Source organism: Luteimonas sp. A277, from assembly GCF_054052045.1.
Window position 1 is genome coordinate 169697 of sequence record NZ_JBSVRG010000008.1, and the last position, 24434, is coordinate 194130.

At 66.6% G+C, this 24434-nt stretch carries 24 protein-coding genes and 1 other RNA gene; 14 read left to right on the forward strand and 11 right to left on the reverse strand.

Annotation, left to right across the window (positions count from 1 at the left end; all coding sequences use genetic code 11):
• Nucleotides 1–25 precede the first annotated feature (25 nt).
• Nucleotides 26–652: a hypothetical protein gene (locus ACW7G2_RS09765; protein WP_456975173.1), complete on the forward strand. Its 627-nt coding sequence runs from the start codon at nt 26–28 to the stop codon at nt 650–652.
• Nucleotides 653–733: 81 nt separating this feature from the next.
• Here ACW7G2_RS09765 and ACW7G2_RS09770 read toward each other — a convergent pair whose 3' ends face one another.
• The 9 genes from ACW7G2_RS09770 to ACW7G2_RS09810 form a co-directional block, all read right to left on the reverse strand.
• Nucleotides 734–2023, reverse strand: a complete 1290-nt coding sequence (locus ACW7G2_RS09770; RefSeq protein ID WP_456975175.1) for a citrate synthase — start codon at nt 2021–2023, stop codon at nt 734–736.
• A 241-nt stretch (nt 2024–2264) separates the two neighbouring features.
• Nucleotides 2265–2513, reverse strand: coding sequence for a type B 50S ribosomal protein L31 (locus ACW7G2_RS09775; protein ID WP_456975177.1), 249 nt, complete (start codon nt 2511–2513; stop codon nt 2265–2267).
• Between the two features lie 66 nt (nt 2514–2579).
• The gene (locus ACW7G2_RS09780) at nt 2580–3515 is read right to left on the reverse strand and encodes a nucleoside hydrolase (protein ID WP_456975179.1); all 936 of its coding nucleotides are present in this window, start codon (nt 3513–3515) and stop codon (nt 2580–2582) included.
• 45 nt (nt 3516–3560) lie between these two features.
• Nucleotides 3561–5648, reverse strand: coding sequence for an ATP-dependent DNA helicase RecG (gene recG, locus ACW7G2_RS09785; protein ID WP_456975249.1), 2088 nt, complete (start codon nt 5646–5648; stop codon nt 3561–3563).
• A complete protein-coding gene (locus tag ACW7G2_RS09790; protein ID WP_456975181.1) occupies nt 5645–6028 on the reverse strand; it encodes a RidA family protein in 384 nt (127 codons plus the stop codon). The genes recG and ACW7G2_RS09790 overlap by 4 nt, the downstream gene beginning before the upstream one ends.
• Before the next feature lie 58 nt (nt 6029–6086).
• Nucleotides 6087–8261, reverse strand: a complete 2175-nt coding sequence (locus ACW7G2_RS09795; RefSeq protein ID WP_456975183.1) for a RelA/SpoT family protein — start codon at nt 8259–8261, stop codon at nt 6087–6089.
• 150 nt (nt 8262–8411) lie between these two features.
• Nucleotides 8412–8711, reverse strand: a complete 300-nt coding sequence (gene rpoZ / locus ACW7G2_RS09800; RefSeq protein ID WP_456975185.1) for a DNA-directed RNA polymerase subunit omega — start codon at nt 8709–8711, stop codon at nt 8412–8414.
• Between the two features lie 133 nt (nt 8712–8844).
• Entirely contained in the window at nt 8845–9462 is a 618-nt protein-coding gene (gene gmk, locus ACW7G2_RS09805) for a guanylate kinase (protein ID WP_456975187.1), read from the reverse strand.
• A gap of 4 nt (nt 9463–9466) precedes the next feature.
• On the reverse strand, nt 9467–10324 hold the full coding sequence (locus ACW7G2_RS09810) for a YicC/YloC family endoribonuclease (protein ID WP_456975189.1): 858 nt from the start codon (nt 10322–10324) through the stop codon (nt 9467–9469).
• 107 nt (nt 10325–10431) lie between these two features.
• Here ACW7G2_RS09810 and rph point away from each other — a divergent pair, with 107 nt between their 5' ends.
• The 6 genes from rph (at nt 10432) to pepQ (ending at nt 17084) form a co-directional block, all read left to right on the forward strand.
• A complete protein-coding gene (gene rph / locus ACW7G2_RS09815; RefSeq protein WP_456975191.1) occupies nt 10432–11166 on the forward strand; it encodes a ribonuclease PH in 735 nt (244 codons plus the stop codon).
• Entirely contained in the window at nt 11163–11759 is a 597-nt protein-coding gene (gene rdgB, locus ACW7G2_RS09820) for an RdgB/HAM1 family non-canonical purine NTP pyrophosphatase (RefSeq protein WP_456975193.1), read from the forward strand. The genes rph and rdgB overlap by 4 nt, the downstream gene beginning before the upstream one ends.
• Before the next feature lie 58 nt (nt 11760–11817).
• Nucleotides 11818–12972, forward strand: coding sequence for a radical SAM family heme chaperone HemW (hemW, locus tag ACW7G2_RS09825; RefSeq protein ID WP_456975195.1), 1155 nt, complete (start codon nt 11818–11820; stop codon nt 12970–12972).
• A gap of 101 nt (nt 12973–13073) precedes the next feature.
• Entirely contained in the window at nt 13074–15350 is a 2277-nt protein-coding gene (locus ACW7G2_RS09830) for a DUF1631 family protein (protein WP_456975197.1), read from the forward strand.
• Nucleotides 15347–15697 carry a PilZ domain-containing protein gene (locus ACW7G2_RS09835; RefSeq protein WP_456975199.1) on the forward strand — a complete coding sequence of 117 codons (351 nt, stop codon included), beginning with the start codon at nt 15347–15349 and terminating at the stop codon, nt 15695–15697. The genes ACW7G2_RS09830 and ACW7G2_RS09835 overlap by 4 nt, the downstream gene beginning before the upstream one ends.
• A 64-nt stretch (nt 15698–15761) precedes the next feature.
• On the forward strand, nt 15762–17084 hold the full coding sequence (gene pepQ, locus ACW7G2_RS09840; RefSeq protein ID WP_456975201.1) for a Xaa-Pro dipeptidase: 1323 nt from the start codon (nt 15762–15764) through the stop codon (nt 17082–17084).
• 21 nt (nt 17085–17105) lie between these two features.
• On the opposite strand, the gene ACW7G2_RS09845 is transcribed toward pepQ, so the two are convergent.
• Nucleotides 17106–18437, reverse strand: coding sequence for an aminopeptidase P N-terminal domain-containing protein (locus ACW7G2_RS09845; protein ID WP_456975251.1), 1332 nt, complete (start codon nt 18435–18437; stop codon nt 17106–17108).
• A gap of 43 nt (nt 18438–18480) precedes the next feature.
• Nucleotides 18481–19020 carry a UPF0149 family protein gene (locus ACW7G2_RS09850; RefSeq protein ID WP_456975203.1) on the reverse strand — a complete coding sequence of 180 codons (540 nt, stop codon included), beginning with the start codon at nt 19018–19020 and terminating at the stop codon, nt 18481–18483.
• Nucleotides 19021–19130: 110 nt separating this feature from the next.
• Here ACW7G2_RS09850 and ACW7G2_RS09855 point away from each other — a divergent pair, with 110 nt between their 5' ends.
• From ACW7G2_RS09855 to rpiA, 7 genes are all read left to right on the forward strand, one after another.
• Nucleotides 19131–21353, forward strand: coding sequence for a putative bifunctional diguanylate cyclase/phosphodiesterase (locus ACW7G2_RS09855; protein ID WP_456975205.1), 2223 nt, complete (start codon nt 19131–19133; stop codon nt 21351–21353).
• A gap of 31 nt (nt 21354–21384) precedes the next feature.
• Nucleotides 21385–21606: a TIGR02449 family protein gene (locus tag ACW7G2_RS09860; RefSeq protein WP_456975207.1), complete on the forward strand. Its 222-nt coding sequence runs from the start codon at nt 21385–21387 to the stop codon at nt 21604–21606.
• Entirely contained in the window at nt 21603–21887 is a 285-nt protein-coding gene (locus ACW7G2_RS09865) for a cell division protein ZapA (protein ID WP_456975209.1), read from the forward strand. Before ACW7G2_RS09860 ends, ACW7G2_RS09865 begins: the two co-directional genes overlap by 4 nt.
• A 67-nt stretch (nt 21888–21954) precedes the next feature.
• Nucleotides 21955–22139, forward strand: a non-coding RNA gene (gene ssrS, locus ACW7G2_RS09870) — 6S RNA.
• Between the two features lie 89 nt (nt 22140–22228).
• On the forward strand, nt 22229–22834 hold the full coding sequence (locus tag ACW7G2_RS09875; protein ID WP_456975211.1) for a 5-formyltetrahydrofolate cyclo-ligase: 606 nt from the start codon (nt 22229–22231) through the stop codon (nt 22832–22834).
• Nucleotides 22831–23319 (forward strand): EVE domain-containing protein, encoded by a 489-nt coding sequence (locus ACW7G2_RS09880; RefSeq protein WP_456975213.1) that lies wholly within the window; start codon nt 22831–22833, stop codon nt 23317–23319. The genes ACW7G2_RS09875 and ACW7G2_RS09880 overlap by 4 nt, the downstream gene beginning before the upstream one ends.
• Complete coding sequence (gene rpiA, locus ACW7G2_RS09885; protein WP_456975215.1) at nt 23312–23941, forward strand: ribose-5-phosphate isomerase RpiA; 630 nt, start codon at nt 23312–23314, stop codon at nt 23939–23941. Before ACW7G2_RS09880 ends, rpiA begins: the two co-directional genes overlap by 8 nt.
• The last annotated feature ends 493 nt before the right edge of the window (nt 23942–24434 follow it).

Genomic DNA, 24434 nt, shown 5'->3' on the forward strand with positions numbered 1-24434 from the left:
CCCCGTGTCTGTGAGGGAGAACGCCATGTCACGCCCCCGCCAGCACGCCGAGAGTCGCACCCGTGAGCGCCGGCTGCGGCTGGCCCACGAAGCCGCCCGGCTGATGAGCGAAGGCGGGATCAGCGATTTTCGCCAGGCCAAGCAGAAAGCCGCCAGCCGGCTGGGAATCCACGACGACGCATCCCTGCCCCGCAACAGCGAGGTCGAGCAAGCGCTGCGTGAGTACCAGCGGCTGTTCCAGGGACCAGAGCAAGACGACGCGCTGCGACTGCGCCGGCAAGCCGCGCTGGATGCGCTCGAATTTTTTGCACCATTCCAGCCGCGCCTGGTGGGACCGGTGCTGGATGGAACAGCCGACGCCAACTCGGCGGTGGCATTGCAGCTTTATCCGGAAAATCCGGAAGAGGTGCCTCTGTTCCTGGACGAACATGGCATCCCGGCGACCGAGCGCAGCCGCAGGATCCGCCTGGACCGCAGCCGCAGCGGGGACTTCCCGGTGTGGGTGTTCAGCGCCGACGACCTGACGATCGACCTTACCGTGTTGCCGCAGCTGGCATTGCGCCAGGCACCGCTGTCGAACATCGACGAAAAGCCCATGCCCCGGGCCAGCGCCTCACAGCTGAAACTGCTGCTGGCCGAAGACCCCGCGTAGGAGCGCGCCATGCGCGCGAGGCCGCGTGAAAGAAAACGCCCCGGGGTTGCCGGGGCGCTTCTCAGACGATGCAGCGGCGGCTCAGCGCTTGTCGACCGGCACGTAGTCGCGCAGGTCGGAGCCGGTGTAGATCTGCCGAGGACGGCCGATCTTGGCTTCCGGATCCACCTGCTGCTCCAGCCAGTGCGCCACCCAGCCGGCGGTACGGCCAATGGCGAACATGACGGTGAACATCTCGGTCGGGATCTTCAGCGCCTTGTAGATGATGCCGCTGTAGAAGTCGACGTTCGGGTACAGCTTGCGCTCGACAAAGTAGTCGTCCTTGAGCGCCGCCTCTTCCAGCTTCATCGCCACGTCCAGCAACGGGTCGTCCACGCCCAGCTCGTCCAGCACCTTGTGGGTCATCTCGCGGATGATCTTGGCGCGCGGGTCGAAATTCTTGTACACGCGGTGGCCAAAGCCCATCAGGCGGAAGCCGGAGCTCCGGTCCTTGGCCTTTGCAATGGCCGCATCCACGTTGGCCGGATCGCCGATCTCTTCGAGCATCTTCAGCACGGCTTCGTTGGCGCCACCGTGTGCAGGTCCCCACAGCGCGGCGATGCCCGCCGAGACACAGGCGTACGGGTTGGCACCGGTGGAGCCCACCAGGCGCACCGTGGAGGTGGAGGCGTTCTGCTCGTGGTCGGCATGCAGGATGAACAACAGATCCAGCGCCTTGGCCACCACCGGGTTGAGCTCAAGCTGGTCACCCGGGGCTTCGAACATCATGTGCAGGAAGCGGGTGGAGTAATCGAGCTTGTTCTTCGGGTTGGCGATCGGCCAGCCAATGGAATAGCGGTAAGCGGCGGCCGCCAGGGTCGGCATCTTGGCGATCAGCCGGACCGCGGCCATGCGCCGCTGCTCCGGATCGTTCAGATCCAGGGTGTCGTGGTAGAAAGCGGACAGCGAGGCCACCGAACCGCACAGCATGGCCATCGGATGTGCATCGTGGCGGAAGCCGGTGAAGAAGTTCTTCAGCGCCTCGTGCATCATCGTGTGATGGGTCACGTCATGCTCGAAGCCGGCCATCTGGTCGGCAGTCGGCAATTCGCCGTTGATCAGCAGGTAGGCCACTTCGAGGAAGCTGGACTTGCCGGCCAGCTGGTCGATCGGGTAGCCGCGGTAGAGCAGCACGCCCTCGTCGCCGTCGATGTAGGTGACCGCCGACTTGCAGGAAGCGGTGGCGGTGAAGCCGGAATCGTAGGTAAAGCAGCCGGTCTGCTTGGGCAGGGTGGCAATATCGATGCAGGGATTGCCCAGGGTGCCCTTGAGCACCGGAAGGGTCACCGACTTGCCGCCGGCGTCCAGCGAGACCTGGTCAAAATCTGACACGGTTCACTCCTATTCAGAGCGCTTCGTCATCCACGGCCGAGGGTCGGGGAGAAGCGTGTGTTCGCGTAAGGGGGAGGAGCAGCGGCCACGGCCACCGCAACAGGCCAATTATCGCATACCGCGCGCGCAGGCCACTGCGCCCTTGGTTGAATCCGGGCCTGGGGCCGGCCTTGCAGGAACGCAAACGGCCGCCCAGTGGCGGCCGTTGCGGAACACGCCCCGCACAGCGGGGGCGCGGCGATTACTTGGAGTAGCGCCTGCGGAACTTGTCGACCCGACCGCTGGTGTCAACGATCTTGTTCTGGCCCGTGTAGAACGGATGCGAAGCCGAAGAAACTTCGACCTTGACCAGCGGGTACTCGTTGCCGTCTTCCCACTTGATCGTCTCCTTCGCGGAGGAGGCCAGGGTGGAACGGGTAAGGATCTTGAAATCCGAGGTCACGTCCTGGAACACGACCTCGCGGTATTCGGGATGGATATCGGCCTTCATGGCGGCACCGGCAATACGGGGAGCCGGGCATTGTACCCCCTCTTCTCCCGCGACTGCAATCGCCGCCTACCCGGCCGCCAGCGCCCCGGAAACCAGCGATTCGAACCGGTCCTGGTCATAGCGCATCAGGATGCGGGCGTTGTCAGCGGCCCCGGTCTGGCGCTGCCAGTCCACCACCGTCATGCCGCGGCTGTGGCGGCCATCCAGCTCCACCACCACCGGCCGTTCCGGCGTCTCCAGCGCGCCATCCGGCTCCAGTGCCCAGGCCATGGCCAGCGCGTCGGCGGCGTACCAGCGCGGACCGCGGCTGTCGGCGGACCAGCGCCGCGTGTGGCGGGAGATCGCTTCGTAGAAGTCCGCCCGCGCGGTACCCGCGGCCAGCCAGCGGTCAACGCGCTCATGTGGCAGGCCGTGCGCCACCACCGCCTCCCAGTCGGCGAGATCCAGGTTCGGGAAGGCCTCGAACACGATGTGCGCGGCCTCCGGGTCAAAGGCGATGTTGAACTCCGCCGCCGGAGTGATGTTGCCGCGCGCGGTCACCGCTCCACCCATCACCACCAGCCGCTTGATCCGCTGCGGCAGGGTGGGATCCAGGCGCAGCGCCAGGGCCAGGTTGGTCAGCGGCCCCAGCGCCACCAGCAGCAGCTGCCCGGCATGGGCATGGGACTGACGCAGGATGGCCAGCGCCGCGTGCTCCGCGTCTGCCTGCAGCGTCGCCGGCGCATAGCCCACATCCCCGAAACCGTCCTTGCCATGCACGTTGGCCGCATCCACGGCCGGGTGCAGCAGCGGCGTGGCGGCACCGGCGTGCACCGGCACCCGCGCATCGCACAGCTCAACCAGCTTGAGTGCGTTGGCGACGGTGTGCTCCAGCCCCACATTGCCAGCGGCCACTGTCAGGCCAACCACCTCGTGCCCGGGGTGGTTGAACGCCATCAGCAGGGCCAGAGCGTCGTCCACGCCCGGGTCGGTATCGATCAGAAGGGGAATGCGTTCGTCCATGGGTCAATATCCTCCACGCGGCGCTGCGCCGCGTCCAATAGATTCTCAGGCGCCAGCGTACCGCGCGGCACTGCCGACCCAGCGGTCAACCAGGCGATCAGCCATTTCCGGTCGCTCGCGCAGCAGACGGTCGGCCAGCCTTTGCACCTCGGGCAGCAGGTCGGCATCGCGCACCAGGTCCGCCACCCTGAAAGCAGCCAGTCCGGTCTGCCTCGTGCCCAACAGCTCGCCTGGCCCACGCAGCTCCAGGTCACGTTCGGCAATCATGAAACCGTCAGTGGTCTCGCGCATGGTTTCCAGCCGCTGCCGCGCCATCTGCGACAGCGGCGACTGATACAGCAGCACACAGCTGGAAGCCTCGCTGCCCCGCCCCACCCGGCCGCGCAGCTGGTGCAGCTGCGACAGGCCCAGACGCTCGGCGTTTTCCACGATCATCAGCGAGGCGTTGGGCACGTCCACACCAACCTCGATCACCGTGGTGGCCACCAGCAGGTCGATGCCACCGTCCTTGAACCGGTGCATGGTGTCCTGCTTTTCCGCTGCCTTCATGCGTCCGTGCACCAGCCCCACGCGCAGACCCTCCAGGGCGCCGGTGAGCAATTCAAATGTTCCCTGCGCGGCCTGCGCCACCACCTCGTCGCTCTCATCGATCAGGGTGCAGACCCAATAGGCCTGGCGACCCTGGGCGCACGCGGCGCGGATGCGTTCAATCAGCTCCGGCCGCCGCTCTGCACTCAGCACCACGGTCTGCACCGGCGTGCGACCGGGCGGCAGTTCATCAATGGCGGACACATCCAGATCGGCGTAGGCGGCCATGGCCAGGGTGCGCGGGATTGGCGTGGCCGTCATCACCAGCTGGTGCGGCACCTGGCCGGCCACCGCTCCCTTGTCGCGCAGCGCCAGCCGCTGGTGCACGCCGAAGCGATGCTGCTCGTCGATGATCGCCAGGCCCAGGTCACGGAAAGCCACGCCTTCCTGCATCAGCGCATGCGTGCCCACCACGACCTGTGCACGTCCGCCGGCCACTTCTTCCAGGGTGCGCGCACGCTCCCTTGCCGGCAGCTTGCCGGCCAGCCAGGCCACTCGCACGCCAAGCGGCTCGAACCAGCGGCGAAAGCTGGCATGGTGCTGCTCGGACAGCAGTTCGGTGGGCGCCATCATGGCCACCTGGACGCCGGATTCCACCCCGGCGGCAGCCGCCAGCGCGGCCACCACGGTTTTGCCGCTGCCCACGTCGCCCTGCACCAGGCGCAGCATCGGTATCGGCCGGGCAATATCGCCAAGCACCTGGGCCAGCACACGCTCCTGGGCTCCGGTCAGGGCAAAGGGCAAGGTGGAGCGCAGCCGGGCGCCCAGGTTCCCACCCGCCGCAAGCACCGGCGCAGCGTGCTGCTGCTGGGCAATGCGGTGGCGACGCAGGCTCAGATGATGGGCCAGCAGCTCTTCCAGGATCAGGCGCCGCTGCGCGGGATGGGCGACCGCCAGCAATGCGGCGACATCCGCGTCGGCCGGAGGCCGGTGCACGGTCAACAAGGCTTCGCGCAGCGGCGGCAGTCCGCGTGACTGCAGTTCGTCGGCGGGCAGCGATTCCAACGCTTCCCCATCCGGCAACCGGTCCAGCGCGTGACCGATCATCCGCCGCATCGCAGTCGCTCCGATACCCTCGATCTGCGGATACACCGGGTGCAGCCGCTCATCCAGCGCCCCACCGTCGTCCGCGCCCAGCAGCCGGTAGCTGGGATGAACAATCTCCAGCCCATGCTGGCCCGGTCGCGGCGTGCCATAGCAGCGCACCCGCTCACCCACCCGGAACTGCGCTACCTGCGCCGCACGGAAGTGGAAAAATCGCAGTACCAGCGTTGCGCGCGAGCCGTCGCCGATGGCCACCCGCAGGGTAGGCCGGTAGCGGAAGCCGCGCTCCACCGCTTCGATGACCCCTTCCACCTGGCAGGCGATACCGGACTGCAGATCCCGGATCGGCACGATCCGGGTGCGGTCCTCGTACTGGCGCGGCAGCTGGGTCCACAGGTCCTGCAGGGTCAGCAGGCCCCGGGAAGCCAGTTTCTCAGCGGTTTTTGCGCCTACGCCCGGCAGGGACGACAGCAGCTGCGCTGCGGGATCGACAGGGTTCAGTCCAGCACCATGACCGCATCGACCTCGAACGCCGCATCCTTGGGCAGGCCCGCCACCTCGATGGTCGAACGCGCGGGATACGGGGCGGTGAAGTAGTCGGACATGACCGAGTTGACCACCGCGAACTCGTCCAGGTCGGTCAGGTACAGGCCAAGACGCATGATGTCGTCCAGAGTGCCGCCGGCCTCTTCGGCCACCGCCTTGAGCGAGTCAAAGGCGCGCCGCGCCTGGGCCTCGATGCCGCCTGGCACCAACTCACCGGTGGCCGGATCGAGCGGGATCTGGCCGGAGAAATACACCGTGTTGCCGCTGCGCACGGCCTGCGAGTAGGGGCCGATCGCGGCGGGCGCGAGTTCGGTATTGATCGGGGTACGGGCCATCAAGAGCTCCAGATGAAAGTCATCCGGTGATGATAGTAGGAGCGCGCATGGCGTGCTGCTACAGGCGTTGGACGCCGTGCACCACGCCCAGACGCCGCACCTTGCGGATCACATCGGCCAAGTGCTTGCGGTTGCGGACCGCGATCGAGAAGCGGATCGCAGCCACGTTGCTGTCGCGCTCCAGGTAATCGACGCCGTCGATGTTGGACTCCACCCGGGCGATGGCTGCGGCCACCTGGGCCAGCACGCCGGGCCGGTTCTCCACCTCCACCCGCAGGCTGGTGCTGTAATCGCCCTCGACTTCCCGATCCCAGCCGATCCCCACCCAGCGATCGGGCGACTTGCGGTATTCCGCCACGTTGGGACATTCGATCCTGTGCACCATGATGCCCCTGCCGGCCGTGTGGTAGCCCATGATGTCGTCGCCCGGGATCGGCAGGCAGCAGTTGGCGAAGGTGATGACCCCACGCTCGTTGCCGGTGATGAGAATGCGTTCCCCGGGGCCCACGGACTGCACGGTGGCAAACAGACCTTCGCTCTCACCGCTGCCCTGGACCAGGGTCTGCGCCACCTGGTTGGGCATGCGGTTGCCCAGCGCGATGTCCGCCAGCAGCTCTTCCAGGCGCCGATAGCGCAGCTCCGTCAGGTAGGCGTCAAGCCGGTCGGGGGGCAGGCGCTCAAGCGAGCTGCCGAGGTTTTCCAGCGCCCGGTCCAGCATGCGGTGGCCCAGCTGCACCGCATCCTCATGCTCGAGCTGCTTGAGCTGTTGGCGGATGGCCGTGCGTGCCTTGCCGGTCGCCACGAACTCCAGCCATTGCGGCTTGGGCGTGGCCGACTTGGCCGTGATCACTTCCACCTGCTGTCCGCTGGACAGCCGGGTGCGAAGTGGAACCAGGCGCCGGTCCACCCGCGCGGCCACCGCCCGGTTGCCCAGGTCCGTGTGCACCGCGTAAGCGAAATCGACCGCAGTGGCATTGCGCGGCAGGGACAGGATGTCGCCGTTGGGCGTGAACAGATACACCTCGTCCGGAAACAGGTCGACCTTGACGTTCTCGAGAAATTCCAGCGACGAGCCGGTGGCCTGCTGCGACTCGAGCAGGCCGGAAATCCACGAATGGGCCCGTATCTGCGCGCTGGTGGGCGCGCCGCCGTGCTTATAGGCCCAGTGCGCCGCGATTCCGCGCTCGGCGATCAGGTCCATTTCCTCGGTCCGGATCTGCACCTCGATCGGCGACCCGTACGGGCCGAACAGCACCGTGTGCAGCGACTGGTAGCCGTTGGCCTTGGGGATGGCAACGAAGTCGCGGAAGCGCCCGTCCACCGGCTTGTAGACCGAATGCACCACGCCCAGCGCGTGGTAGCAGTCCGGCACGGTGTTCACGATGACGCGGAAGCCGAAAACGTCCATCACCTGCTTGAACGACTTTGCCTCGGCCTGCATCTTGGTATAGATGCTCCACGGCGACTTGACCCGACCCACCAGCCTGTACTCAAGGTCCTGGTTGGTCAGCCGCTGGGCCAGCTGCGCCTCGATCCTGGCCAAGGCCTCGCGGCGCACCAGCGGCTGCGAGCGGATGCGTTTCTCAAGCACCGCGTGGCGCACCGGATGCAGCGCGCGGAAGCCCAGGTCCTGCAGCTCGCTCTTGATCGCGTTCATGCCCAGGCGCTGGGCGATCGGCGCATAGATTTCCAGCGTCTCGCGCGCGATCCGCTCGCGGGCCTCGCTGGTCTGCGCGCCCAGGGTGCGCATGTTGTGCAGGCGGTCACCGAGCTTGATCAGGATCACGCGCAGGTCGCGCGCCATCGCCAGCATCATCTTGCGGAAGCTTTCCGCAGTGGCTTCCTGGCGGCTGCTGAAATGCAGCTTGTCCAGCTTGGTGACCCCGTCCACCAATTCGGCAACGGTCTCGCCGAATTCGCTGGCCAGCTCCTCGCCGGTCAGCGGGGTGTCTTCGATGGTGTCGTGCAGGATCGCCGCCACCAGCGTTTCCAGGTCCACCTTCAGCTCGGCCAGCACCTTGGCCACCGCAACCGGGTGGGTGATGTAGGGCTCGCCGGACTTGCGCATCTGCCCTTCATGGGCGCAGGCGCCTACTGCCCACGCGCGGCGCAACACCAGCCGCTGGCTGTCATCCAGGTAGCTGGCCGCCTGCTCCAGCTCGCGCACGTAACCGGGCAGCGCTTCGTCGGCCGGCGCCTGGATCCGGTGAATGGCCAGTGGGGTCGGAGTCATGTCCCCAGCGTAGCCGGGGAAGTCGCAATGGGGAATGGGCAATCACGCCCGCGCCGGACGGAACCGCCAGGCCGGAAAACAAACGGCCCCGCTAGAAGCGGGGCCGTTGCGTTCGCGAGCTGCGCCGGCAAAGCGGCGCGCACGGATCGGTCAGACTTCGTCGCCCTTGGCCTCTTCGTCGGCGACCACTTCGGCAGCGGCCCACTCCAGCGCCTCGCGCTCCTTGCGCTCGCGCTCGGCCTTGTCGACGGCTTCAATGTAATCATTGTCGATCGCACGCGCGGCGATCTCGCGCAGCGCAAGGACAGTCGGCTTGTCATCGTTGCCGCTGTTGTCGATCTGGGCTTCCACGCCGTTGGCCAGCTGGCGGGCGCGCTTGGCGGCCATCATGACAAGTTCGAAGCGGTTGTCGACCACTTCCATGCAATCTTCCACGGTAATACGGGCCATACGGGCTCCCGGCGACCATCAGGCCGCGCGAATGTTGGGGACAGGACCGGCCATTTTACCGGAAACCTCGCCCACAACGCAAGCACGCGCCTTTCAAATCAATGGCTTGAGCCTGTAAAACACCGTCGATTGATCAGTCTTCCCGCAACAGCGCCTTCAACAGCTGGCCGTGGCGCTGCTGCTGCTGCGCGCGACGCAGGCGGCTGGCAACGAAGATCGCGCACATTTCATCCACCGCCGCATCGAAATGCTCGTTGACGATCAGGTAGTCGAACTCGTCATGGCGCGCCATCTCGTCGCGGGCTGCGGCCAGGCGCCGGGCAATGACCTCGTCGCTGTCCTGACCGCGCTTGCGCATCCGCTCCTCGAGCGCGGCGCGCGACGGCGGCAGGATGAAAATGCCCACCGCGTCAGGCACCTGGGCGCGGACCTGGCGAGCGCCCTGCCAGTCGATCTCCAGCAGCACATCGCGACCTGCAGCCAGCTGCGGTTCCACCGACTGCTTGGCCGTTCCTTTCAGGTCCCCGTGCACCCGCGCGTGCTCGAAGAACTCGCCGGCTTCGACCATGCGCTCGAATTCGGCCTCATCCACGAAGTGATAGTGCCGGCCGGTTTGCTCACCCGGCCGCGGCGGCCGCGAGGTGAATGAAATCGACAGGCTCACCGACGGGTCCCTCGCCAGGCAGGCGTTGACGATGCTGGATTTGCCCGCCCCCGAAGGCGCGGCCACGATGAACAGCGTTCCACGCATCCCGTCACTCAAGGTTCTGCACCTGCTCGCGTATCTGGTCGATCAACACCTTCAGCTCCACCGCCGCCTGCGAGGAACGCCGATCCACTGATTTGGAGCCGAGGGTGTTGGCTTCCCGATTGAACTCCTGTAGCAGGAAATCCAGCCGCCGGCCCACCGGGCCGTCCTGCGCCAGCACCCGGCCGATCTCGTCAATATGACTGTCCAGCCGGTCCAGCTCTTCGTCCACATCCAGTTTCTGCAGCCACAGCACCAGCTCCTGTTCCAGGCGGCCCGGGTCCAGCGGCTGCGCCAAGTCGGCTACGCGCGCCTCGAGCCGATCGCGCAGGCCCTGGCGGATTCCCGGGATCATCGTGCGCACTTCGCCCACGATCCGGGCGATGCCTTCCACCCGCTCCCGAATCACCGTGGCCAGCTTGTCACCTTCGCGCTCACGCGCCGCCAGGAATTGGGCCAGCACCTCGTCCAGCAACGACAGCGCGTCAGCTTTGAGGCCTTCCGCGTCCACTGCCAGCGTCTGCATCACGCCCGGCAGCTGCAGCAGCCCGGTGACATCGGTGGTCAGTCCCGGGAAGCGGCCCTGCAACGACTGCGCCAGGCCCGCCAGCTGCTCCAGCGCGGCCTCATTCACACCCAGCGACTGGGCGGCCTCCGAACGCAACCGGATCACCAGGTCCAGCTTGCCGCGGGTCACGCAGGCGGCCACCCGCTCGCGCAGCGCAGGCTCCAGCGCGCGCAATTCGTCCGGCAGGCGCGTGCCCAACTCGAGGAAACGGTGGTTGACCGCGCGCAGCTCGCAGCCGAGCGTGCCCCAGGCGGTGCTGCGTTCGGCCGCTGCATAGGCGGTCATGCTTCTGGTCATTGCTGGGCAAAGGTTTCTGGCGGAGGCGCAGTATGCCATTGCGCGACGCCGCGGCGCCGTGGAACGGCGGGCTGCTAGACTGCCCCGCCCCCATTTTCAAGCTGCCCATGACCTCTATCCAGCGTCCCAGCGGCCGCGCTCCCGACCAGCTGCGCGAAGTGCGCCTGGAGCGCGGCTTTACCCGTCACGCCGAAGGATCGGTACTCGTTTCGTTCGGCGACACCCGGGTGCTGTGCACCGCCAGCGTTGAAGAACGCGTGCCGGGCTTCCTGCGCGGCAAGGGCGAAGGCTGGGTCACCGCCGAATACGGCATGCTGCCCCGCGCCACCCACACCCGCAACGACCGTGAGGCCGCCCGCGGCAAGCAGGGCGGACGCACCCTGGAGATCCAGCGCCTGATCGGCCGCTCGCTGCGCGCCTGCGTGGACCGCGCTGCGCTGGGCGAGCGCACCATCACCCTGGACTGCGATGTGCTGCAGGCCGATGGCGGCACCCGCACCGCTGCCATCACCGGTGCCTACGTGGCCCTGGTGGACGCGGTGCGCAGCCTGATGAAGCAGCGCAAGATCCTGCGTGATCCGCTGTACGGCGCGGTGGCCGCGGTCTCGGTGGGCCAGTACCGGGGCGTACCGGTGCTGGACCTGGACTATGCCGAAGACAGCGACTGCGATACCGACATGAACGTGGTCATGAACGACGGCGGCGGCTTTATCGAATTGCAGGGCACGGCCGAAGGCCACGCATTCCGCCGCGACGAGCTTGATGCCATGGTGGCATTGGCCGAAGACGGGATCCGCCAGCTGTTCGAGCTCCAGGCCCAGGCGCTGGCCGCCGGCAAGTGAAGCTCGTCCTGGCCAGCAACAACGCCGGCAAGCTGGCCGAGTTCAGCCGGCTGCTGGAAGGCAGCGGCCTGCAGGTTCTGCCACAGGCGGAATTCGGGGTGGCCGATGTCGAGGAAACCGGCCTGACGTTCGTCGAGAACGCGCTGCTCAAGGCGCGGCACGCTGCCCGGGCCACCGGGCTGCCGGCGCTGGCCGATGATTCGGGGCTGTGCGTGGACGCCCTTGGCGGAGCCCCGGGGCTGTATTCGTCCCGTTACGCTGGCCCCGAGGCTGATGCGGCGGCCAACGTCGCCAAGCTGCTCCAGGCGCTGCAGGATGTGCCGGAAGCCCGCCGCGGCGCGCGCTTTCACTGCGCGCTGGTGCTGCTGCGGCATCCGGAAGATCCGCAGCCGCTGATCGCCGAGGGCAGCTGGGAAGGCCGGATCCTGCCCGCGCCGCGCGGCAGCCACGGCTTCGGCTACGATCCGGTATTCCTGGATCCGGACCACGGGCTGAGCGCGGCCGAAATGGATCCGGCGATCAAGAACCGCATCGGCCATCGCGGCCGCGCCCTGGAACAGCTGCGCCAGCGCCTGCCCGGTTTCCTGAGCTAACCCCGCCGCCCGCGCGACGCTACGCCGCGCCCCACGCGAGCCCCTCTACAATAGTGGGATGCTGATCACACCGCCGCTGACCCTGTACGTGCACCTGCCCTGGTGCGTGCGCAAATGCCCGTACTGCGATTTCAACTCGCACGAGGCGCGCGGCGAGCTGCCGTTTGACGCCTATGTGGACGCCCTGCTGGCCGATCTGGACCACGACCTGCCGCTGGTCTGGGGCCGCCCCGTGCACGCGGTGTTCTTTGGCGGCGGCACCCCCAGCCTGTTTCCGCCCGCTGCCATCGATCGGTTCCTGCAGGGCGCCGCGGCCAGGCTCCGCTTCATGCCGGGCCTGGAAATAACGCTGGAAACCAATCCGGGCACCGCCGAGCACGGCCGTTTTCCCGATTACCTGGCCGCAGGCGTGAACCGGCTCAGCTTCGGCATCCAGAGCTTCGATGACGGCTGCCTGCAGCGGCTGGGCCGGATCCACGACAGCGCCCAGGCCGAAGCGGCGGTGAAGCAGGCGCAGGATGCCGGCTTCGACAACCTCAACCTGGACCTGATGTACGCCCTGCCCGGCCAGGACCTGGCCATGGCTGAATACGATGTGGAGCGTGCCATCGCGCTGGATCCGGCGCACATTTCCCATTACCAGCTCACCTTGGAACCCAACACGCTGTTTGCCGCCCGGCCGCCGTCCGGGATCCCCGACGATGATCTGGCCTGGTCCATGCAGGATGCCTGTCAGGCACGCCTGGCCGCAGCCGGCTACCAGCACTATGAGATTTCCGGCTACGCCCGGCCCGGCCGGCAGTGCGCGCACAACCTCAACTACTGGCGCTATGGCGACTACCTGGGGATTGGTGCCGGCGCCCACGGCAAGCTGACGCTCGGCTCGGAACAGACGATCCTGCGCCGCTGGAAACTCAAGCACCCGACCGCGTGGCTTTCCGTGGCCGGCAGCGATGCGGCAATCGGCGGGGATGAGCGGGTGGCGCCATCACAGCGGCCGTTCGAGTACGCGCTCAACGTATTGAGACTCAAGGAAGGCTTCCGGCTGGAAGACTTCGAAGCGCGCTGCGGCCTGGATCGCAGCGCGATTTCCGAACCGCTGGACCGTGCCCGCCGCAACGGCTGGCTGCACGAACAGGGGGACCGCCTGGTCACCACCGCGCTGGGGGAGCGCTTTGCCAATGACGTCATGGAACTGTTCCTGCAGGACTAACCTGCCCACGCCTCCGGCCAGGCCGCGCAGTAAGGGGCTCGCTGGCCCGGCCGCTGCGAGCATGGTAATTACTCTGGTCGATCCGTCTGGAGGGAGCCGCAATGACGTTCACTACCGCTGCTTCTGACCTGCCACGGCGGACCAGCCTCGCCACTGCAGATCTTCCGGACCGCGTGCGCCGGACACTGGACCGGGCGCTGATGATGGTGTCCGAAGAACTGGACCACGGCATGGAGCGGATGCTGCTGGAGTTCGAGCGCGAACTGTTCCGGCTCGCCGACCAGGCCCGCCACCCCACGCTTGAATCGGGCTACATGCAGGCCCTGCACAGCTTCCGGCTCAACCGTGCCGACCTGCTGCCACAGTTCATGATCGAGGTGGAGTCCGCGCTGGCCGGGCTGCGCTCCTCGGCAGAGCCGCAGCCGGCCAAATCCGCCGATGACGCCCCGCTGAGTTTCCGTAACCTCAGCCTGGTCGAAGAGTCGGTCATGGATGAAGACACCGTCCTGCGCGAGGTGGCCAGCCGCCAGGAAGGACGCTCCACGCTGGCCCTGCACCTGCTGGGCCAGCGCTTCGGCGTGCTGGCCGGTGCGCCGGCATTTGATTCCGTCCGCCTGCCCCTGGGTCCACACGCCCTGTGCAGGGCGATCCATACCGCGGCCGTGGCGCTGGAAATCACCCACGACGCCCGCCTGCTGCTGTATCGCATGTTCGATCGCCAGCTGATGGCCGGCTATCCGCAGCTGCTGGACCGGATGAACCAGTTGCTGGTCGATGAAGGCATCCTCCCCGCCCTCACCTTCGTGCCGATCCGCGGCAGTCGGCCCGCGCCGACCGCCGTGGATCGGGCCAACCAGGATCCGGACGTTCCCGCCTCCGCTGACACCGCGTCGACACGCCGTGCCCCCGGTACGCGTCCGCATACCGCCTGGCTGGGAGAGGCACCCGGCGCTGACGCCCAGGACGACGACGAATCGGCCTTCGCCATGTTCCAGCAGCTGCTTTCAGGCCGCCGCGAGCTGATCGACAAGCTGCGGGCGGATACAGCCCCCGGCACCCGCCAGCAGCTGAACACCACCGACCTGATCCAGGCCCTGCAGGGTCTGCAGGCCCTGCCGGCCGCCAGCCGCGGCAACCTGGCCGAGATCAAACGGACTGTGCTTGCCCGGGCGCGCCAGCAGCATGGGCAGGCATCGACGCTTCTGCCAGAGGACAACGACACCTTTGAACTGGTCGGCCTGCTCTACGACCAGATTGAAAGCGAAATCCGCACCGATGCACCCACCACGCCGCTGGTGCGCGAGCTGCAGCTGCCCTTGCTGCGCCTGGCACTGCGCGACCGCGGTTTCTTCCTGCACCCGGGCCACCCGGCCCGGCAGCTGCTCAACACCATTGCCGAGAGCGCCGCCCGCTGGAGCGCACGGGACGAGCTTGACCAGGGGTTCGTACAGTCGCTCAGGCAGACGGTGGAAGAAGTTGTCAGCGGGTTCGATGACGATCCGGCCGTCTTCTCCCGGGCCAATGACAGCCTGCAGCAGCAGGTGCATGCACAGATCCGCAAGGCGGAAACCCTGGAAAAGCGCCATATCGAGGCCGCCCAGGGCAAGGAAAAGCTGGAGGCCGCCAAGCTGCAGGCCGCCCAGGTGCTGGAAGAGACCGTAGGCGACCAGCGCCTGCCGCGGTTCGTGCGGGCGCTGCTCAACCAGGCCTGGGCCGATGTGCTCACCCTGACCCTGCTGCGCCAGGGCGAGGACTCCGAGGCGTGGCGGAACCAGCTGGATGCCACCGCGCAGATCGTCCGGGCCTGTGCCCGCGAAGGCGGGCCGGCCGCACCCGAACTGACCGGACTGGTGGAAGCATCGCTCAGCCAGGTGGGCTACCACGCCGAGGAAGCGGCGGTGATCGCCCAGCGCCTGACCGGCAGCATCGACGAGAGCGACGAAGACCCCACCTCGCGCACCGAACTGGCGATGAAGCTCAAGGCGCGCGTACGCCTGGGCGAGGAAAAGGTTCGCGAAAAGAAGGCCCCGCTGCCACCCCGCACTGCGCTGGAGCAGGCCCACTACGACCAGCTGCGGGTGCTGCCGTTCGGCAGCTGGATCGAGTTCGTCACCAACCAGCAGGGCCACATCGTCCGCCGCCGCTTGTCCTGGTACAGCCGCATCACCGACAACGCGCTGTTCGTGAACCAGCGGGGCCAGCGCGTGGGTGAGCAGAGCCTGGACAGCCTGGCCCGGCTGATGGCCGCGGACCAGGCGCGCCTGGTCACCGCCGAGCGCGGGCGCCTGGTCGACCGGGCCTGGCAGGCAGCGGTCAGCGCGCTGCGCAGCTTCGCCGGTCGCGGCGACAACCCGCACACCACAAAGGCCACCGCATGATGCAGGATTACAGGCGCACGAAGCGCCGCAAGGCACATCACCCCATCCCGGTCAGCGACGCCATGACCGGCCAGGTGGTCGGCAACATCGGCAACCTGTCCGAGTCGGGCATGCTGCTGATGGCCAGCGGGCCACTGGTCAACGATGCGCTGTACCAGTTCAGCTTCTCGCTCCCCGGATCGGACGGCCAGACCACCGAGCTTGAACTCGGCGCCCACCTGCTGTGGTCCGACCAGGCCAGCGCACCTGGACAGCACTGGGTCGGCTTCCGCTTCATCGGCCTGGGCGAGCAGCAGCTGGTCCGCCTGCGCGGCTGGGTCAGCACCCCGGGGAGCCAGTACGCCTGAGGCGCCGCTTGGGCAGTCAGCGGCGGATGGGAGACAATGTGACGTTTCAAACAGGTCCCATGCCATGACTTCCAATCCCGCCCAGCTCTATCAGCAACACCTTCAGGTTCTGCAGCAGCGCGCCGCCGTTGCGCTCGAGCGGGGCGGCTTCGATCATCTGGTGATACCCAGTGGAACCCTGCATTACCACCTGTTCGACGACCGCGATTACCCCTATGCGACCAACCCGCAGTTCAAGGCCTGGGCGCCGCTGACTTCCCATCCCGGCAGCTGGCTGGTGGTGACCCCCGGGGAACGGCCAAAGCTGGTGTACCTGCAGCCGTTCGATTACTGGCACGTGGTACCGGAGGCGCCGTCGGGCTACTGGGCCGGTCATTTCGACATCGTGGTGATCCGCGAGCCCGACCAGGCGCTCGAGCACCTGCCCCGGGATCCTGCCCGCTGCGCCATCCTCGGCGAACCGCAAAGCGCGCTGGGCAGCTTCAGCCCCAACAACCCGGACGCGGTGCTGCAATACCTGGACTATCACCGCGCGTATAAGACGCCGTACGAAATCGAGATGCTGCGCAAGGCCAACCGCCGCGGCGTGCGCGCGCACCGCGCAGCCGAACGTGCGTTCCGCGCCGGCGCCAGCGAGTTCGGCATCCACCTGGCCTATTGCCAGGCCGCCGGCCAGGACGCCAATGACCTGCCCTATGGCAACATCGTTGCGCTCAACGAACACGCCGCCGTGCTCCACTACACCGAACGTGACCGGGTGCCGCCAGCTTCGCTGCGCAGCTTCCTCATCGACGCAGGCGCCGCCCACGCCGGCTACGCCGCCGACATCAGCCGCACCTATGCCAGCGACACGGGCAGCGAGTACCAGGCCCTGATCGAAGCGGTCGACCGCGCGCAGCAGGAATTGAACGCCCGCTTCACCGCCGGCACTGATTTCCGCCAGGTGCACCTGGATGCACACCTGACCCTGGCCGGGGTACTGAAGGACTTCGGCGTGCTGCGCACCAGCCCGGAAGCGGCGCTGGAGACCGGCATGAGCTCGGCCTTCTTCCCGCACGGCCTGGGCCACGGCATCGGCCTGCAGGTGCACGATGTGGCCGGCTTTGCCGCCAGTGATGCCGGCGGCAGCATCGACAAGCCCGAAGGCCACCCGTTCCTGCGTTTCACCCGCGTGCTGGAGCCGGGGATGGTGATGACCAACGAACCGGGCGTGTACTTCATCGACATGCTGCTGGACAAGGTCCGCAACGGCGCGCATGCCGACAGCGTGGACTGGGAGCGGGTTGAAGCATTCCGCCCCTACGGCGGCGTGCGCATCGAAGACGACCTGGTGATTACCGACGGCGAGCCGGTGAACCTGACCCGCGAGGAATTCGACGCGGCCTGACCCGGGTCGAACAGTCCGGGCTCAGCACCGGGCCGCTGCCATGAATGCTTCCACCTCGTCCGCGCTGCGGGCGAGGTTCGTGGTCAGCACTTCGTGCCCTTCCCGGGTGATCAGCACGTCATCCTCGATGCGGATCCCGATCCCGCGCCACTTCGCGTCCACATCCGTGGCGTCGGGGGGCACGTAGATCCCCGGCTCGATGGTGAACACCATGCCCGGCTCGATCAGCCGCGGCTCGCCGTCGATCCTGTATTCGCCCACGTCGTGCACGTCCAGGCCCAGCCAGTGTCCGGATTTATGCGGATAGAAACGGCGATAGCTCCCTTGGGCAAGCACTTCTTCCAGCTGCCCCTTCAGCAGGCCCAGCGCCAGCATGCCTTCGGCCAGGACCCGCACGGCGGTTTCATGCACCGTCTCGAACGGGACTCCCGGCCGTGATTGCTCCAGCGCCGCGGCCTGGGCCGAATGGACCAGATCGTGCAGTGCGCGCTGGGCAGGACTGAACTCCCCGCTGGCGGGGAAGGTGCGACTGATGTCGGCCGCATAGCCGGCGTACTCGGCACCCGCGTCGATCAGCACCAGGTCACCAGCCGCAATGCGTGCCCGGTTCGCGCCGTAATGCAGCACGCAGCCGTTGGCGCCGGCACCCACGATGCTTTCATAGGCCGCCTGGCCCCCATGGCGGCGGAACTCGTATTCCAGTTCGGCCTGCAGTTCGTATTCGTACATGCCGGGCCGCACGGCACGCATTGCCGCGGCATGCGCACGCACGCTGATCGCCGCTGCGCGACGCATCAGCACCAGCTCTTCGCGGGCCTTGAACAGCCGCATTTCATCCAACAGGTGGCCAAGCTCGAGGAACTCGTGCGCGGCTTGGGCACGCGCCGGCACCTGGGCCTGCACCTGCTTGAACCAGCCGATCAGCTTGAGGTCGAAATCCTCGTTGCGCCCGAAATGGTGATACACCCGCGGCCTGCCCTCCAGCAGCCCGGGAAGGATCTCGTCCATGTCGTCGATCGGATAGGCGTCATCCATGCCCAGCGCGTCCACCGCGCCCTCCGGCCCCAGCCGTGGACCGTCCCAACCCTCGCGCACCGGATCCCGCTCGCGGCAGAACAGCAGGCACTCGCCATGGCGGCGCCCGGGTACCAGCACCAGCACCGCCTCCGGCTCGGCGAAACCGGTCAGGTACCACAGGTTCGAGTCCTGACGATATGCATGAAACGTGTCACCGCTGCGCACCCGCTGCGGCGCCGCCGGCACGATCACGATTGCCTCCTCACCGGCCATCGCCATGAGCTGCCTGCGATGGCGCTCATGGAGGGCAGGCGATATCCCGGCCAGCGGACGCAGGCCGGGACCGGAATCCCTGACTGGACTCATGCCAAATGGGGCCTCAGTTGAAACTCTGCCGATGGCGCGGCCCCAGCGCGCAATCCCCGTGCAGCAGCAGCGCCGCCACCCGCACGAATTCCTGGATCTCGGCCAGGGCCTGCTCGTCGTCCTCGTCACCCTCCTCCTGCGGTGTCGCGGCGGCCAGGCGGGCGATGTCGACCAGGGCTTCGCTGCCCTCTTCCGATACCGGCGGGTCCTTGCCCGCCGCCAGCCCGAAGCCGCCGAGGAACCCGCGGCACCAGTCAAACAACGCCAGGGTCCGCTCATACAGCGGCTCCGAAGTCGCGGGCAGCAGCAAGTTGAAATCGAACTCCGGATCCTCGATCTGCGACGCCGTGGCTTCGCGCATCTGCTCCAGCCCCCGGTCGGGCGCCGGCGCTCCATCATCGGCCAGCACCTGGCCCAGCCAGCCGGGACTATTGTCACCGCCACCGGCAAGCCATCCGCAAAGGTTGCCGTGCAGTTCGAAAACGCTGACAGCCAGTCCAAGACTGCGGATCGAGTCCTGCACTTCGGCCACGGGGGGAAGAGTAGCGGTCATTGTTTCGGCCACTTTGGAAGGATCTGCAGTCTAACAACCCGGGCCTGCAGCCGCGCTTGTTGCCGAGGGGTCGCCGCGCCTAAACTCAACGGGGGCGCTGCATGCTTGCAGTGCGGGGGAACAATGTGCCGATCGATCCTGCAGACCTGCGACTGCCAGGCGTCGTCATCCTTTTTCTGGTGCTGCTGGGAGTGCTGTTCCTGCGGCAGCGGCGTCGTGCGCGGGCGCAGCTGGACCTGCTGGCAGAGCGCGAGGAGCGGCTGAAAATGGCCCTCTGGGCCACCAGTGAGCACTACTGGGAATACGACGTCAGCACCAAGCGCGTGCGTTTGCTGCAAATCGAGCCGGAAGGCCAGGCCGACGTCATGCACGAGCGGGTGGTGCCGATCGCGGCCCTGATCCATCCCGACGATTTCGAAGCCGCGGCACGCAGCATGCAGGCCTGTCTGGATGGCACTACCCGAAGCGTCGTGTCGGAGGTGCGCATCCTTCTGGATGACGATGAACCGGTATGGATCCGGGCGCGCGGCCGCGTCGTGACGCGGGACGAACACGACGCGCCCACCCGCGTGGCCGGCACCGCCCGCGACATCAGCCGCAGCCATCAGGCCGAGCGCGAACGCCGCATCGCAGCGCAGGTGCTGCGCAGCATGGACGAGGCCGTATCGGTCGTGGACGAGAACTTCGACTTCATCTCGGTCAACCCGGCGTTTTCCCGCATCACCGGATATCAGGGCGAGGAGATCATCGGCCGCAGCGCGGCCATGCTCGACAGCGACCAGCACGACCGGGCTTTCTACCAGGACGTGCGTCGGCAGATCGCCAAGCGTGGCCATTGGAAAGGGGAAATGTGGCAGCGGCGCAAGGACGGCGAGGAATTCCTGTGCCATCTGGTGAGCAATGCCGTCACCACGAATGAAGCCGGGCAAAAGCAGTATGTCACCGTGCTCAGCGACGTCACCCAGCAGAAGCGCGCCGAGCAGGAATTGCTCTACCTGGCCAACTTCGACCCCCTGACCAGCCTGCCGAACCGGTCGATGCTGTCCGAACGCCTGTCGCGCGCCATTGTCCGCGCCCGGCGCAATGGCGGACGCATCGCGCTGTTGTTCCTTGACCTGGACCGCTTCAAGGACATCAACGATTCGCTGGGCCACGCCGCCGGCGACCGGATCCTCAGGGCCGCCGCCAAGCGCCTGCAACAGACGGTGGGCGAGCATCACACGGTGGCCCGGCTGGGCGGCGACGAATTCACGGTGGTGCTGGAAGACCTGGAGTCGCCCGCCCATGCAGAGCGCAGCGCCCGCGAGATCATCATGGCCTTCGAAGCACCGTTACAGCTTGATGGCCGCCAGGAAATTTCCATCTCACCATCGATCGGCATCAGCCTGTATCCCGAGCACGGCCAGGTGCCAACCGAACTCATCAAGCGCGCCGACACCGCGATGTACCAGGCCAAGGCCGCTGGCCGGCGCACTTTCATGCGCTACGACGACGCCATGGATGTAGCCACCCGCAAGCGCGCGACCCTCTCCGGAGCCCTGCACAAAGTGCTCGACCGCGGCGAACTGCGCCTGGCCTTCCAGCCGCGCATGGCGCTGGCCGACTCGCGTATCACCGGGGTGGAAGCGCTGCTGCGCTGGACCAGCGAAGAACACGGCGAGATCCCGCCGGCAGACTTCATTCCCCTGGCCGAAGAAAGCGGGCTGATCCTGGAAATCGGGGAATGGGTGCTGCGCGAAGCGTGCCTGATGCTTTCCCGCTGGCAGCAGCATGGCGTGGATCCGCGCCTGGCGGTATCGATCAACGTATCGGCGCTGCAGCTGGTGCGCGGCAATTTCCCCGAAGTCGTCAAGCGGATCCTCGAAGACACCGGCCTGGCGTCTGGCTTGCTGGAGCTGGAGCTGACCGAAAGCGTGCTGATGGCCAACGCCGCGCACACCGCCGCGCACTTGCACGCGTTCCGCGAGATGGGGGTTCCGCTGGCCATTGATGATTTCGGCACCGGCTACTCCTCGTTGGCCTACCTAAAACGGCTGCCGATCACATCGATCAAGATCGACAAGGCTTTCATCGACGACCTCAGCAGCGACCCGGAAGATGCCGCCATTACCAGCACCATCATCACCATGGCCCATTCACTGGGACTCAACGTGATCGCCGAGGGCGTTGAGACCCAGGCCCAGGTGAATTTCCTTTCGCAGCACGGCTGCAACGAGATCCAGGGATTCTGGCTGGCCCCGCCCATGGATGCACGCGCCTGCCTGGCCTTCATCCGCAGTTGGGAGCATGCCGGCGGGACCTTGTCCAGTCCGACGCAGATGACCAATCCTTGACCGGGCCTCTGGGCCTGCCTATCTTGCCAACATGGACAACAACGACCAGCTTGAAAGGCTCCGCACGCTCGCGGCGCGCGTCGATACGCTGGTCGACCGGATCCACCAGCTGACCGCCGAGAACCAGAGCTTGCGCCAGCAGCACGAGCAGGTCTCGGGCGAGCGCTCGCAGCTGCTGGCCAAGAGCGAGCAGGCCCGCTCGCGGGTGGAAGCCATGATTGCCAGGCTCAAATCACTGGAGCAGCACACATGAGCGCTGATAGCGAACCGGTCAGCGTCCGCATCCTGGACCGTGAATACACGATTGGCGTCGGCTCTGACGGGCGAGAGGCGCTGATGGCTGCAGCCCGGCTTCTGGATGCAAAAATGCGGGAGATCCGCGGTACCAGCCGGATGGCTTCGGTCGATCGCGTTGCGGTGCTGGCCGCGCTCAACCTGGCCCACGAACTGGAGCAACTGCGCGAGCGTGACCTTGAGGTCGAACGCGTCCTCGGCACGCTTGAGCGCAAGCTGCACGGAGCCGGGATCGACTGATCCCCGCGCCCTGTCTGCACGGCCGGGCATTCATCCACGCTCCGGCATTGGCGTTATACTGACCCTGCGTCCTCTGCTGTGTCCGACAGCGCGCAAACATTCGCCTTGTCCCTTAATCACGACCTCGGGGAGGCGGTGGAATCCGGGCGTGCAGGTCCGCCTTGCAGCGGAAAGCCCGAAGGAGCCCGCGGCCACCCCACTTGAACCCTGGGTTCAAGGTCGTTTTGCTCGCATCGTCATGGCGGAGGACGTTCATTATTTCCAGCTCGCGGGGGCCCAACGCTCCCGGGGCATCATGGCAGGTGCGGACACCGCACCGCCGCCAGACACAAACACTGCCAATGACCGATCCGCGCAACGCCCTGCGCCGCAGCCTGCGCCAGGCCAGGCGCGACATCCCCGCAAAGGACCGGATCGACGCGGCCGAAGCCATCGCCGGCCATCTGTTCTCGCTGCCGTTCTTTCCACAACGGGGCCATGTTGCCGGCTATTGGGCAATGGATGGCGAGATCGCCCTGCATGTATGGCAGATGCGCCTTCCACCAGGTGTCACCTACTGCCTTCCCGTGCTGCCTTCCGACCCGGCCACCGCCGCTGCGGACGGGCTGCGCTTTGCGCCTTGGCGCCCCGGCGATCCCCTGGTCACCAACCGTTACGGCATACCGGAACCCGAGGTTGATCCGTCCAGGTTACTGGACCCGAGCGCCTTGGAGCTGGCCGTCCTCCCGCTGGTAGGCTTTGATGCTGCGGGCAACCGGTTGGGCATGGGAGGCGGCTGGTATGACCGCAGCTTCTCATTCCGCCAGGACAGCGCCGCGCCGCCCTGGCTGGTGGGAGCCGCATTCTCCACCCAGCAGGTCGATCAGCTGCAGCCCGCAGAATGGGACGTGCCACTGGATGCGATCTGTACCGAACGATCCACCCACCTTCCCGACGGAACCAGATGAACAAACGCACCCGCTACTGGCTCATGAAGTCCGAGCCCGATGATTTTTCGATTGATGACCTGGAAAAGGTCGGAACCGAGCCCTGGAACGGAGTGCGCAACTACCAGGCGCGCAACTTCATGCGCGACAGCATGCAGGTCGGCGACCAGGTGTTCTTCTACCATTCCAACACCAAGGTCCCGGGCATCTATGGCATTGCCCAAGTGGCAAGCACGCCGTACCCGGACGACACCCAGTTCGACAGCAAGTCCAAATACCACGACCCGAAGGCAACCCGCGAGGAGCCGCGCTGGTTCCTGGTGGACGTTGGCTTCGTGCGCAAGCTTGAGCAACCTGTTCCGCTGGCATTGATCCGCGAACACAGCGAACCGCTGGGCGAGGACTTCGCCCTGATCCGCAAGGGTGCACGTCTTTCTGTCCTGCCAGTCACCTCCTCGCAGTGGAAGATCCTGCTGGCCCTGGAAGGAACAAACAATAATGAGTGATGCAAAGCGCCTGGCCGGAGAAAAGGCCATTGAGCACGTCGAGGACGGCATGATCGTCGGCGTAGGCACCGGATCTACCGTCGCCTATTTCATTGATGCGCTGGCCAGAATCAAGGACAGGATTGGTGGAGCCATATCCAGCTCCGAACAAAGCAGCGAACGGCTTCGCAGCCACGGCATCGAAGTCCTCGACCTGAACGCCGTGGGCCCCCTGCCGCTGTACGTGGACGGGGCCGACGAATGTGATCCCAAGCAGCGCCTGATCAAGGGCGGCGGCGCCGCGCTGACCCGTGAAAAGATCATCGCCGAAGCCAGCGAGAAGTTCGTCTGCATCATCGATCCCTCCAAGCGTGTCGAGGTGCTGGGAGGGTTTCCCCTTCCGGTGGAAGTGATCCCCATGGCCCGCAGCCTGGTTGCAAGGGAGATTCTGGCCAGCACCGGCGGCCAGCCGGTCTGGCGGCAGGGTGTAGTCACCGACAACGGCAACTGGGTGCTGGATATCCATGGCCTGTCGATCACCGATCCGGTCGCCCTGGAGCGCGACCTCAACCAGATTCCCGGCGTGGTCAGCGTTGGTCTGTTTGCACGCAGGCCGGCTGACGTGGTTATCACCGGCGAATGAGCTGAAAAAGCCCCGGGCCACGACACCGGCCGCGAAACACGTGCCGCCTGACACACCGGTGTCACGGCCTTTGCCTGATCAGAAGGCCGCCCGCACGGCGGGCTTTTTGTTGGTTCATCTCCCATCGCCGCGCCTTCGCCCTTCCCACCGCTCCGAAGCCGAGCCCCGCCGCGGGCGGGAGGGCTTTTCGGCGAAATCAAGGCGGAGGCCGGGGGACATTCGCCGAAAAGAGCCTGCCGCCCACGGCGGGGCCCATCAAGTCGCGGCGATGTGAAGCACCGACCAGCCCCCACTCCCGCCGCAAACATTACCCAAGCCCGGCGGAGTCTTTCTTTTGCCCGTCGCTCCGCCGCCAACAGCGGTCTCGCCTCTTCCTTTCGCCCAAAGAAAAGCCCCGCAGCTTATGGCTGCGGGGCTTTGGGGTAAAAACCCTGGCGATGACCTACTCTCGCATGCTAGATGCACACTACCATCGGCGCGTGCGCGTTTCACT